The 13280-nt window shown below is 55.6% G+C and carries 10 protein-coding genes; 1 reads left to right on the forward strand and 9 read right to left on the reverse strand.

From position 1 onward, the window contains the following. Positions 1-10: 10 nt before the first annotated feature. Positions 11-1222, reverse strand: a complete 1212-nt coding sequence (locus NYE24_RS17535) for an MFS transporter (RefSeq protein ID WP_036690399.1) — start codon at positions 1220-1222, stop codon at positions 11-13. 568 nt (positions 1223-1790) lie between these two features. Then, positions 1791-2618 (reverse strand): formate/nitrite transporter family protein, encoded by an 828-nt coding sequence (locus NYE24_RS17540; RefSeq protein WP_036690401.1) that lies wholly within the window; start codon positions 2616-2618, stop codon positions 1791-1793. A gap of 284 nt (positions 2619-2902) precedes the next feature. Here NYE24_RS17540 and NYE24_RS17545 point away from each other — a divergent pair, with 284 nt between their 5' ends. Further along, positions 2903-3289 (forward strand): nuclear transport factor 2 family protein, encoded by a 387-nt coding sequence (locus tag NYE24_RS17545; protein WP_036690402.1) that lies wholly within the window; start codon positions 2903-2905, stop codon positions 3287-3289. Between the two features lie 238 nt (positions 3290-3527). Here NYE24_RS17545 and NYE24_RS17550 read toward each other — a convergent pair whose 3' ends face one another. From NYE24_RS17550 to NYE24_RS17580, 7 genes are all read right to left on the reverse strand, one after another. Further along, the gene (locus NYE24_RS17550; RefSeq protein ID WP_036690404.1) at positions 3528-4892 is read right to left on the reverse strand and encodes an FAD-dependent oxidoreductase; all 1365 of its coding nucleotides are present in this window, start codon (positions 4890-4892) and stop codon (positions 3528-3530) included. Positions 4893-5453: 561 nt separating this feature from the next. Further along, positions 5454-7088, reverse strand: a complete 1635-nt coding sequence (locus NYE24_RS17555) for a formate--tetrahydrofolate ligase (protein ID WP_076159221.1) — start codon at positions 7086-7088, stop codon at positions 5454-5456. Between the two features lie 242 nt (positions 7089-7330). Beyond that, the gene (locus NYE24_RS17560) at positions 7331-7807 is read right to left on the reverse strand and encodes a glutathione peroxidase (protein ID WP_076159224.1); all 477 of its coding nucleotides are present in this window, start codon (positions 7805-7807) and stop codon (positions 7331-7333) included. 117 nt (positions 7808-7924) lie between these two features. Continuing rightward, a complete protein-coding gene (locus NYE24_RS17565) occupies positions 7925-8947 on the reverse strand; it encodes an LLM class flavin-dependent oxidoreductase (protein ID WP_342476295.1) in 1023 nt (340 codons plus the stop codon). Between the two features lie 325 nt (positions 8948-9272). Next, entirely contained in the window at positions 9273-9611 is a 339-nt protein-coding gene (locus NYE24_RS17570) for a DUF3243 domain-containing protein (protein ID WP_036690410.1), read from the reverse strand. A gap of 484 nt (positions 9612-10095) precedes the next feature. Further along, positions 10096-10929, reverse strand: a complete 834-nt coding sequence (locus NYE24_RS17575; RefSeq protein ID WP_036690412.1) for a M15 family metallopeptidase — start codon at positions 10927-10929, stop codon at positions 10096-10098. Positions 10930-11166: 237 nt separating this feature from the next. Beyond that, positions 11167-13089: a DEAD/DEAH box helicase gene (locus tag NYE24_RS17580; protein WP_342476296.1), complete on the reverse strand. Its 1923-nt coding sequence runs from the start codon at positions 13087-13089 to the stop codon at positions 11167-11169. Positions 13090-13280: the final 191 nt, after the last annotated feature.

Below are 13280 nucleotides of genomic sequence, written 5' to 3' on the forward strand. Positions count from 1 at the left end.
GCCTGAACGATTATGCTGTCCTGCGCTCAGGCTGTACGGCCGAACGATTCACGTAGGCGTGGACCGCGAAGAATCCTACAGACAGCACAGCCATGCCGCAAGCGAGCCAGCCGGTAGGCGCAAGACCGCCCCTGTCGAACTGAACGCCCATCAGATATGGCCCGATGACACGTCCGATTGCGCCGATCCCGCCGCTGAGCCCGAGATAGAACGGCGCGCTGCGCTGGGCATGCTCCGAGATGAAGGAAGGCATCGCCGGAGAGATCAGCATCTCCCCAAGGGTAGCCAGCACCATGCCCAGCAGCATCCCCGGATAGCTTGGCACCATCAGAATTACAGCATACCCGGCCAGGTAAAAGACGGCGCTTGCCGTCATCTGCGCGGTTGACGTCTGCGCGAATCCGCGCTTGATCAGGCTGACCAGCGGCTGCGCCGCGAAGATCAGCACACCGTTCAGCGTCCAGAGGAAGCCGTATAGCTGCTTCGACCAGCCCTCCGAGATAATGAACGGCGAGACTCCGCTGTTCCAGATCGAATTGCCGATCAGCAGGAACATCGAACCCAGCGCCATGAACAGATAGATCCGTATATGGCCGAGAAGTCTCCAGCCCGATACTTCATTCTGCGGATGCTTCTTAGCGGCTTGGCCCTGAGCCGGTGCCGCCCCTACCCTGCGCAGATAGATGAAGAAGAATCCGGCAAATACAGCCGAGGTGACTCCGTTGAGCACAAAGCTCAGCATATAATTGCCCAGGAAGCCACTCAGCGCGGTTCCCAGAGCTACCCCTATATTATTAGCAACATAGATGATATTGAACAGCTCGGCGCGCTGCTCCGCGAACCGGAAGCCGATAAACGCCTGAATCGCCGGGAGGGAGAGGGAGTTGAACAATCCCATCAGCCCCATCACGATAATGAATACGCTCCAGCTTCCGCTCGCCCACGGGAGGGCAAACAGCGTCAGGGCATTCATGGCCAGAGCGCCGACAATCAGGCGGTTGACCCCTACCTTATGGTACAACGAGCCGCCCAGCAGCTGACCGGCAATCCCCCCAAGGGACTGCACCAGCAGAACAATTCCCGCGTCCTTCATACTACGTCCCAGTTCATCGAATACATACATGGTAACCAGCGGCCACATCAGCGCACTGCCGGTAGCATTAATAAGACTGGCAATCAAGAATACTTTTATTTCCTTCGGATAGGCCTGCATGAATCTCATATCTTGTCTGTCATCCCCTGTAACATAGCTGTCATTAATCCATCCAGTATCATCCCAACACAGGGGGCAGGGCAAGCATGCGCGTTAATGCTGTATCGCGGGAAACCAGAGAATTATCCTATTGAAAATCAATCCCTTCTTCACCGCCGCCAGCGATATTAATATTCTATAACCCGCTCTTTCACACGTAAACAAAAATACCTTGCCGGCACTGATTCGTTCCCCGGAACCCGGGGTAATGATCCATATGAAACACTCCCTATTTTATTCACCGTGAGATCCGATTTCGTTCCCCCGAATCGGATTGCACGGTGAATTTTGTTTAAATATAAGTATTTATAAGTTTTACTCTATAAATTATCCTTCTATTTCTCGCTGAAACGTTACCGTCCTTATAAAGGACGGCAAAGCCGTTTCCACTTGTGTCCGGAGAAAGATCCTGCTGTACCCGACATAAAAACACTCCCTGTCTCTACGAATCCCTTGAAGCAGGATGCCGAGAAGCAGGAAGTGCTTAGGCCAAGCTATGGTACAGTCAGGCGATTCACCGGGTCAGGTCCGATATTGATTAAGCGTGTTTCTTCAAACCCGCAGCAGGGACGCCTGCAGCCGAGTTCACTGCTCCCGGCTCCTTGCGCAGATAGGCCATCCAGTACGCAGCAGCCACGAAGATCGCGCCGCCCGTCAGATTGCCCAGCCAGACCGGAACGAAGTTGGCCACATACTGGCCCCAGGTGAAATGTCCTTCGAAGATCGCAGCAGGGATAAGGAACATGTTAGCTACAACGTGCTGGAAGCCGATGGCCACAAACGCCATGGTCGGGAACCAGATACCGAGGATTTTGCCGCTGAAATTGTCTGCCCCGTACGACAGCCATACCGCCAGCGCTACGAGCCAGTTACAGCCGATCCCGGAGATAAAAGCCTGCAGGAACGTAGCATCGATCTTATGCTCCGCCATACTTACCAGCTTCTCCAGATACACACCATCTGATGTAAGGCCAACGATGTGACCGAAGAAATAAGCAACGAACAAGGCGCCTGCCAGGTTGCTGAGCGTGATCAGCACGAGGTTCTTCATCACTTCCCAGAACGAGATCTTCTTCGCAATGAACGCCAGCGGCACCGCCATCATATTTCCCGTCAGCAGTTCCCCTCCGGCAAGCAGCACCAGAATGAGTCCAACCGGGAACACCGCAGCCCCGATGAAGTTAGCAATGGACCCCCACTCGGCAGGCGCACCGGCAATGACACGAATATCCAGCAAAAATCCGAGCGCGATAAACGCCCCTCCCAGAAAACCGAGAATGAGTACAGTGCTAAGCGGATTATGTGCCTTCTTGACTCCGTTCTCTACCGTAACTTCAGCGATTCCCTGCGGTTTGTTATAAGCCATGATTCCTATCCCCTTCTAATTACTTAAAATTTGTTCCTTTATGCCATTGTAACGTGATCCTAATCACATTTACGTGATAAAAGTCACTATCCGAAAAACCAAGTGAAAGTTTTCACTGACATGTCAAATTTACCATAAAAGCTGGATTCATGCACTGATTTAATACAGCTCAAGGAATTCACAGATTAATCTCACCGGAAGGAACCGGAGCATCCAGCAGCGAATAAAAAAGATAAAAGTTATACCGGCTGCTTGTTAAACAGGCCGGAGAGAGGAGTCTTTGTATGGTTAGCCAAGAAGTACAGGACATCATTGAAACGTATATCAGGGCATATAATTCTTTTGACATTCAAGGCATGGTTGACCTGATGCACCAGGATATCATCTTCCGGAATATTTCAAATGGGGTAACCACCACGGAAACCAGCGGCATCCCGGCATTCCGGGCATTGGCTGAGCAATCATCAACGATGTTCTCCAGCCGCCGCCAGATCATTACCGGGTACAGCGCAGGACCTGACAATAATGTTGAGGTGGCCATTGATTATGAAGGCATCCTTGCCGTGGATATGCCTGGCGGATTATCGGCCGGTGATATGCTGCGGCTAAAGGGAACGTCTATATTCGGCATTAAGGATGGAGAAATTGTGTTGATTGAGGACCGCAGCTGAGCACATAACATTTAAGAAACACAAGTGGAAACGGCTTTGCCGTCCTTTACAAGGACGGTACCGTTTCGGCGAGAAATAGACGGATAAGATGTAGTCGGTTTTTCGACCACATTCAGCCCGGATGACCACTCGCGTATCCCCGGCTTTATGCACCACTTATCCACATCGGAAGAAAATCATAATTCCCTTTTCAAAAAAAAGAGCCCGGAATGGGCTCTAATACAAAGGTATCAATAAATTAAGCGTGGACAGGCTCCTTGACGGGAGCAGGCTTAGGCAGAGCCTGAAGGCCTGCAGTGTTCAGGAAGTTCCAAGGTTTGTTGTAATGCGGCTGGAAGAAGAAGTCGATGAAGGCCAGCTGGTCAACGGTCATCTTGTTCTGGATGCAGACCGATACGGTATTGATCGACTGCGTCAGATCCATCTTGGACATAATCTGCGCGCCCAGAATGCGGCGGGTGGCACGGTCAAAGACCACTTTTACCTGAACCTGCTCGAAGGTCGGCATGAACTCCGGACGGTAGTTGTCGATCAGCATTACACTCTCCGTATCCATTCCCTCGGCTGCGGCAGCCTCTTCCGTTAGTCCGGTTCCGGCAATATTGTCCTCATAGATCTTGATGCCCGATGTTCCTTGCGTACCCATGTAGGGGATCGTGTTCGAGACCAGATTGCGGGCGACCAGCGTTCCCATACGCACTGCATTGGTGGCCAGCGGAATGTACGCGTGCTTCCCGGTCGGATTGTAATGAATCGCGCAGCTGTCACCGGCAGCATAGACATCCGGCAGGCTGGTCTGCATATAATCGTTAACCATAATCGCGCCGTTCGGCAGCATATCCACTTGACCCTTCAGCAGCTCGGTATTCGGACGGAAGCCGATACAGAGAATCACCAGATCCGTCTCATGTTCACCCTTGCTCGTAATCACCTTGGTCACTCTGCCGTTCTCCCCTGCGAAGGAGGCGACCTTCTCGCCCAGCGCCAACTTAATGCCGTGATCCTCAAGCGACTGCTGGATCGGTGCGGTGAACTCTTTATCGAGATATTTGCTCAGGATGCGGTCTTCCCCGTCAATCAGCGTAACTTCCTTGCCGTTCATCTGAAAAGCCTCCACCAGCTCGACCCCGATATATCCGGCACCGACCACAGTAATTCTGTTCACCTTCTGCGCTTCTTCGATAATGGTGTTGGAATGATTGTAGTTCTTCGAGAGCAGGATACCCTCCATCTCTATTCCTTCGAGCTTAGGCACAATTGGCCATGAGCCGGTTGTCATAATTAATTTGTCATAAGTATCTTCCATTTCCTCGCCGGTCACAAGGTTGCGGGCTTTCAGGGTTTTGCGGGCGGTATCCACGTTAATCACCTCATGGCGCATCTTCGTCTGCACACCCAGCGCAGCCAGCTGTTCCGGGGAGGAATAGAATAGTCCCTGCGGGTCCTTGACCACACCGCCAACGTATAAGGCAATGCCGCAAGACAGGAATGAGATATTATCGTTGCGCTCGTACACCGTGATCTGTGCATCCGGGTATAACTGTGCGGTATTTACAATGGCGGCCGTTCCGGCGTGGGTACATCCAATGACTGCTACTTTCATGATTTCTTCCTCCTCCAAGTTGAAAAGCTTATTTAGTAGGGCTTGTGTTTACGTTTGTGATTGTTTTCACTTTATACACTGATTATATTGTGATATTTATCACATTGCAAGTAGTTTTGTGATTTTTCTCACAATGTTCACAATTTCAAATTTTAATAACTTTGGAGTTTCACCGCATCATCCACTCCACTAGTGCCGCCGATGCGCTCTTCAACCTTGGTTTAGTTTCCCCCGGAGGAGGGGCATTATGTCTGCCAGGAGCAGGAAACAGCAGGAGGATAAAGAGTTAGGCAGAACCGCAGCCCTGTAATCGGACTAAATCACTTCCATCGAGCTTGAGCACCTCGCGCCAGCCCATTGTAATCGGTTTTTCGATTACATTGCGGTCACTTACCCTCGCGGCTGCAAAATGTATTCGCTTTTTCGCATACAAAAAAGCCTCACTCCCGCAGCATACCTGCGATAAAGTAAGGCCAAGCTATACTCATTGTTATTTGCTAATCGCTACTCGCTATACAGCCCTATGGTCTTATGCTGCTGGTAGTCACGATCGGAAGTGTCTTATTCCAGACCCGAAATTACGCCATCCTCATCGACCAGTATGCTTTCTGCCGCCGGCTTGGCGGGGAGGCCCGGCATCGTGACCATGTTGCCGGTGATCACAACAGCGAATCCCGCCCCGAGGGACAGGGTGATGTCCCGGATGCCCATGGTGAAGCCTTCCGGGGCTCCGAGCAGGCGGGGCTGATCCGAGAAGGAATACGGGGTTTTGGCCATGCAGACCTGAAGATGGTGCAGGCCCAGCCGGTCAATAACCGCCAGACTGCGCTTGGCAGCTGGAGAAAAGGCTACTCCCGCTCCACGGTAGATCTCCGTGACAATGCGGTTGATTTTGGACGGAATATCCAGATGGTCTTCATACAGCGGTGCGTACTGCACAGGCTCCTCCCGGTCCAGCAGCTTCATCAGCTCCTTCGCCAGCTCCTGTCCGCCTGCGCTTCCCTCCGCCCATACCTTGGATACCGCAGCAGGTGCACCCAGCCGCCCGCAGGCCTCCAGCACCTCATTCACTTCAGCAGGGGCATCCCCTTCAAAATGATTCAGCGCCACCAGCACAGGTACGCCGAACTTGCGCAGATTCTCAATATGACGCTCCATATTGGACAATCCGGAGAGCAGTGCCGGCAGATTGCCCTCATACAGTTCTTCCTTGCGGACACCGCCGTTGTATTTCAGCGACTTCACCGTAACCACCAGGACAGCAGCCGCAGGAGCAAGCCCGGCCTGGCGGCATTTGATGTCCATGAATTTCTCCGCGCCCAAGTCCGCGCCGAAGCCAGCCTCGGTCACCACCACATCACCCAGCTTCAGCGCGTAGCGGGTTCCGATCACACTGCTGCAGCCGTGGGCAATATTGGCGAACGGGCCGCCATGCACAATAACCGGGGTTCCCTCCAGCGTCTGCACCAGATTCGGCTTCACCGCCTCCTTCAACAGCGCAGTCATCGCCTCCACGGCTCCAATCGCCTGTGCCGTTACCGGCTGACCCGCATGGTCATACCCGACCAGAATACGGCTGAGCCGCTGCTTCAGATCCGCAAGGTCGCTGCACAGGCACAGCACGGCCATAATCTCGGAGGCTGTTGTAATCTGAAAACCGCTCTCCCGCACAGTTCCGTTGCCGTCGCCAATGCCGGTCACGATATTCCGCAGGCTGCGGTCATTCATATCCATAACTCTTTTCCAGACGATACGCTGCGGATCAAGCCCCAGGCTGTTGCCCTGGAACATATGATTGTCGATCATCGCCGAGAGCAGGTTATGCGCTGACGTCACCGCATGGATATCCCCTGTGAAATGCAGGTTAATCTCATCTGCCGGAACGATCTGCGCTTTGCCGCCCCCGGTCGCTCCGCCCTTCATCCCCAGGCAGGGACCAAGTGAGGGTTCACGCAGCGCTGCTACCGTGCGTACACCCGCTGCATTCATCGCCTGGGCAAGCCCGATCGTCGTCAACGTCTTGCCTTCACCTGCCGGTGTAGGATTCATTGCGGTAACCAGAACCAGTTTGCCGTCCGGTTTGTTCTCCAGCTCTGCCCAGAGCGAGGGCGCCAGCTTGCTTTTATATTTGCCGTACAGTTCCAGATGCTCTTCCTTGATCCCCGCTGACGATGCTACCTCTGTAATTAACCTCATGCCTGTATGTAACCCTCCTGCCGTTATTATCCTGCATCCTTGCTTCCTGTATGCCATTCATGGTGTCACGCGAAACATGTCTCTTCAAAGGATACAGGGTCTCTGAAAAGATTCAAGGATAATTTTCATAAAGAGTGAAACTTATATTATAGAAAACTCCCGGACCGGGCGCATCTGCACCACTATCCGGGAGAACAGGTATAGCCTTGCTCCGGCCTTCAGAGCGGATAATTTCAGACTCATTACAGCAGGGATTCGATAAGCCCCTTCATGCTCTCCGGTGATTCCTTCGGCTCGATACGGGCCGTTACATTGCCGCTGCGGTCTACCAGGAACTTCGTGAAGTTCCACTGGATATCACTGCTCTCGCCGTCACCCGGCTGCTGGCCCTTCAAATATTGAAACAGCAGGCTCGCCTCCGGACCATTCACATCGACCTTGGCGAACACCGGGAACGTGACTCCATAGTTAATCTGGCAAAAGGACTCCGCTTCCTCGCTTGTGCCCGGCTCCTGGCCCCCGAACTGGTTGCACGGAAAGCCCAGCACCACCAGCCCCTGGTCCCCGTACTGCTCGTGCAGCTTCTGCAAATCTCCGTACTGCGGGGTCAGTCCGCACTTGCTGGCCGTATTGGCGATCAGCAGCACCTTGCCCTCATAGTCCTTAAACGGCACTTCTGTACCCGAAGGCTTCACTCCGGCAAAACTATAAATCGACATCTCTGCTTCGCTTCCTTTCGGCTGTATGGCCCAGTTCTGAAGTGCGCTTTAAGCTTCAATAAGTAACCTCTTCATTCTACCCTATTCGCAGCCAAAACCAAATTCCGGCGGAGATGGCTACGCCCTGCGCTCCAGCCCGCAGGCTTCGGCGATGAGCCGGATGGATTGCAGCTTGTCCCCGAAGTCATGGATATGCGAAGAAATCATCAGCTCCCCGCAGCGGTATTCTTCTGCCAGCAGCTGAAGCTGCTCCCTGACTTCAGCAGGCGAGCCTATGACCATCCGCTTCCGGTTATCTGTAATGGTGAAGCGGTCGTACGGGGTATATGTATAGTTCAGCGCAGTCTCTACGGACGGGGTTGGGGCAGAGAGGTGTTCCCTCTCCAGGCTGACCAGTGAGAGATCCATACTGGCAGCCAGCCGGTCTGCCCCGGCCGATGTCTCCGCACAGACTACGAACACAGCAAGCAGCGACTTCGGCGATGCAGCAGCCACGGACGGCGCGAAGCTGTCCTGGTACGCATGCACCGCGCCTGCTCCTCCATTCCGGGCAATGAACCGGGCGAAGGCATATCCGGTTCCCAGCCGGGCTGAGAGCGCCGCACTCTCTCCGCTTGAGCCCAGCAACCAGACCTCCGGCGCTGAGTCCACCGCAGGCGTTGCCCGTAATCCGGCATAACGCTGCGGGGATGCTCCGCCCTCAGATTCATAGAGATAGGCCATCAGCTCCTGAATCTGCTGCTCGTACCGGTCAACGTCGTCAATAGTGACACGGGTATCCTGAAGGGCATTGGCGGCCAGAGCACCGCCGCCTGCCGCCCTCCCTATCCCGAGGTCGATCCGCCCGGGATAGAGCGCCTCCAGGACACGGAAATTCTCAGCGACCTTGAACGCACTGTAATGCGGGAGCAGCACCGCTCCCGCGCCGATGCGGATCGCTGAGGTCACCGCAGCGAGATGCGCCATCAGCACTTCCGGGCTGGAGCTGGCGAGGCCCGGCGCAGCATGATGCTCCGCGACCCAGAAGCGGTGATAACCAAGCCGTTCCGCTTCGCGGGCCAGCAGCGCCGTCTGCCGGAGCGCCTCGGACGGAGTGCTTCCCTCCGGCACCGGGGATTGATCGAGAATGCTTAATTTCATGTGAGAGCAGCTCCAATGGGTTGGATTTTCGAGGCTTCAGAGTACCGTACATCCTATACTAAATATACCCGCACCAATGTAATTCACAACCGGAAGATTGTAAAGCCGCCCAAACCTACGCACAACGGTTCAGCCAGAGACAGAGGTGTCAAAGGTTACTGGCACAGTAACCAGGCGGCTCCACATGGATCGCGGAACCGCCTGATTTAATTTTAATTTGGAATGAATGTAACAACGCATTCATGTTACTTTTTCAGGGAGCCATGTTGCTCGATGCTGATGGTGATACTGGTAGTGCTCCTGTTGCTTACCGGCGCTGCATCTGCTACTGTTGCACCATCTTCACCAGCATATGCGCCAGCCGGTGGCGCTCCTCCTTGTTGCCGGCCTTCCACAATTCCAGCAGCAGCTTCTCTTCACTATTGCGGGGCTCCTCATACGCTGCCAGGTAACCGGCGATTTTCTCGGCGGCCAGTGCCAGCTGTTCGTCGCTGAGACCGATTTTTTGCGCTAGTTGAATGCGCTTTCCTAAATAAGCCTTGAAGTGCCCGAAGTTGTCCAGAATCATCTCCTTCTGTGCCGGATCGATCCGGTCCAGCGCCTCCGTTACCCGGTTCATGGTCACACTGCCGTCCTTACTCACCACATGATTATGTTCAGACATCCAGAACGCCTCCCATTTCATAGTGTGCGGTTTCCCACTACTTAACCAGCGTTCCCGGGGGTGAACCATGCTGCTGAACGAGCCGCTCCCCGCCTCATAAGCAAGCAAGTGGATAAACGTATCTTATTTCCTCGGTTTCAGGCGATCGACCGCAAGCAAGTGGAAAAACAGCATCTAATTGGTGGCGTTTGACTACTTTTGCTGAATATTGATTAATTAAGTGCTCATTATCCAACTGCTGCCGGAGGATGGCTCAATCGCGCCGCAGCAGGTGGATGAAATCCACTTATTTCCTGTGACGTGTATGACCAGAGTATATATTACTCAACTATAGCACCCCGCTAGCGTCCGGGCACACCTTGTGGAGATATTGTGGATTTTGTGAACTTGTGGAAATACAGATACTGGTAACAAGCCCCTGACCGCCCGCCCAGACACACAAACGGCCCCGCAAATTGCGGGACCGCCTGATTATAGTATGAACCTAATTCGACACCGGGACGGCGTCATAATATTCTTCCAGTGTAATCCCTCTTTCGGCGATGGAAGCGGCTATCTCCTTGCCTACATAACGGACATGCCAAGGCTCGTACTTGTACCCGGTAATGGCCTCCTTGCCCTCAAGGAACCGGATAATATAGCCGTATTCAGCCGCATGGGCGGCAAGCCACTCCGCTTCCTTCGTCCCTGCAAAGCAGCTCTCGGCTGCACATTTGCCGTCTCTGCCGGACAGGTCAATGGCCAGTCCGGTCTGATGCTCGCTGTGTCCCGGCATGGCGCTGTAAGTACGGGCCTTCTCTTCACCGTCTCTGGCGACATAGTTATTGAACAGCCTTTTCTGGGTCGATTCCGAACGGTAGCCGGATACACCGGCCAGATAGACCCCGTCCGCCTTCGCTCCCGCGAACATCTCCTCCAGCGCCGCAGCCGCTTCACGGCGCAGCATGCGCTTCTCAATTTTTTCCGAGAAAATAAAAGGAACATCCGGGTAAACCAGATCGGAAGGCTTATACTGCTCCGGCAGGCTGTACTGCTTATTGACCATGACCGCGATGCTCTCCGGCTCGGCTACCACCATCTCCGCATCATTATTCCCCGAAGTACCATTGCCTGAACCGCCAGGAACTGGCTGGTCCGTAGGCTCCGGCACTGCCGAAGCTTCTGGCGCTGCCTCCGGCCCCTCGGCTCCCAGATCTGTGCCTGTGTTAATATTGGTTCCGTTCTCCGGGGAAGCGGACGGTGTCGTATACTTCCCGATTCCCCAGCCGACCGCAATGACGACGATGAGTAGAATGACAATTTTGGCGGTTTTGGACATGCTGTGTAATCCTCCTAAACGTTGTGTACCCTCGCACTCTGAATTCGGCAGAACCCGTTGTATCAAAAGTGCAGGTTACATTCTGTATCTCTCTATACTTGTACCCGGTTGTTCCGGTATCTAATAGACAGGCCTAATAGCCAAAAGGTTTCAGTAAATAAATATTACCATAGAGTCATTGGCTGTTACGCCAACGGCCCTATGGTAACAAGGATTAGCTATGCATGTAAAGCGCCTTTATCTGGAGGAGCCGCGTCCGCCGCGTGAACCGCCGCCGGAGCCTCCACTGCGCCCGCCGCGCGATGAATTCCCGCCGCCGCTGCGTCCGCCCGAGCTGAAGCCGCCTTTTCCGCCCTTGGAGCCGCCGCGTGAGCCGCCTTTGGGAGCGGAGGCGCCTTCGCCCCCGGCATCGTTGCTGCGCGCTACATGCGCCCGGAATTTCGGGCTCGACTTCGCGCCGCCGGGATTATACCCGGCACCCGAGCCGGCACCCTTCGAAGCGCCGTAGCTGAAGCCGCCGGCATCTGCGCCCCGGGATACGTTGGTGCTGTAGCCGCTGCTCGGCCCGCCCTGGGAGGCGTTGCCTCTAGAGGCCCCGCCCCGCGCAGCGCCGCCCTTGCCGCCGCGCCCGCCCGCGGCACCAGCACCCGCAGCATAGCCGCTGGCTGGTGCGTTATCGCCGCCGCTGGCGAAGGCGCCGTAGCCGCCGCCAGGTCTCGGCTTCTTCGCCACGCCTTGCCCGGCGGAGTCGCCCTTCGGCGCCGCAGCTGCGCTGTACGCGCTGCGCTTGCCGCCTCCGGCCGCGTCCTTCCGGCTGCGGCCGCCGCCTTCCGCAGGCGCGCCCCAGCCGCCTGCGTCCTTGCCGCCGCGTCCGCGCCCGCCCGGACGCCCTGCGGCTTCGCCGCGCGGCGCACCGCCGCTGCGGCCCTGCCCGCGGCCGCCACGGCCGGCGCGCGCCGCTTCAGGCGCCGCGCTCTGCCGCCCGCGCGGCGAGCCGCCGCCTTGGACGGAGGTGAATTCGCCTACGCCGAATTCATCCTTCTCGTACCGGCGGCGGTCCAGCCGCTGGGAGATGCCGTGCTCGATCAGCTCGAGCCCGTCGCGCTCGCGCGGCGAAGCGAACGTGATCGCGAGGCCCTTGCCTCCGGCGCGGCCGGTGCGGCCAATCCGGTGAATATAGCTGTCCGCATCCAGCGGAAGATCATAGTTGAAGATATGGGTGATCCCTTCAACGTCCAGGCCGCGTGCCGCCACATCCGTAGCCACCAGCAATTGGAGCTTGGCGTCACGGAACCGCTTCATGACGGCTTCGCGCTTGCCCTGCGACAGATCGCCATGCAACTCGTCGCATTCATAACCGGCCGCCTGCAGCGCCTCGTTCAGCTTGATGGCCCGGCGCTTCGTCCGGCAGAAGATGATCGCCAGGTAAGGACGGTCGCGCTCGATCAGGGAGATCAGCGCCTCTTCCTTATTGCGGTCCGAGCATTCCACCACCTGCTGGCGGATATTGTCTAGAGGGATCGGCGAGCCGCTCTTGATAATGACATCCAGCGGCTCCTTCATATAGTTCGCTGCCAGCCGCTTGATCGGGTCCGGCATTGTCGCGGAGAACAGCATCGTCTGGCGGCGGTAAGGCACAGCCGTGATGATCGTCTCCACATCCTCCAGGAAGCCCATATGCAGCATCTGGTCCGCTTCATCCAGCACCAGCATCTTCACACCGCTGAGGTCCAGAGTCTCCCGGCGCAGGTGATCCAGCAGCCGTCCCGGCGTACCGATGATCAGATGTCTGCCGCCTTCCAGCTTACGCAGCTGCTTCTCCACATCCTGGCCGCCATAGACCGCCAGAATCTTCACACCCGTATGACGGGCCAGCTTGCGCGCCTCTTCGGTAATCTGCAGCGCCAGCTCACGCGTCGGCGCAAGAATCAGCGCCTGCGGATACGCGGCCTCAACCCGGATCTTGTCCATAATCGGCAGCAGAAAAGCCAGCGTCTTCCCCGTTCCCGTCTTCGCCCGCGCAATTACATCCAGCCCCTGCACCAGTGGCGGAATCGCCTCTTCCTGCACCGGCGTCGGCTTCACGATGCCCTGCCCCTTGAGCAGATCGATCAACACTTCTGATACTCCTAAATCTTTAAAACCCGGCAATTGCTCCACCTCACTAATTTCCCTAAATTTAAGTTCAGCATGTCAGTCCATAACTTATATTTATCCATGTAACGGAGTAATGTACGCAAGCGTTAGCAGAGGGGGATGTCACCCTCAGGCCCTTTTACAAGGACGGTACCGTTCACATTCTTATCGTTTCAAATAAAAGCGGAAGCACCCCGTCACCGGAGCCCTTCCGT

The sequence above is a fragment of the Paenibacillus sp. FSL H7-0350 genome, assembly GCF_038593195.1.
Lineage (GTDB): Bacteria > Bacillota > Bacilli > Paenibacillales > Paenibacillaceae > Paenibacillus_AQ.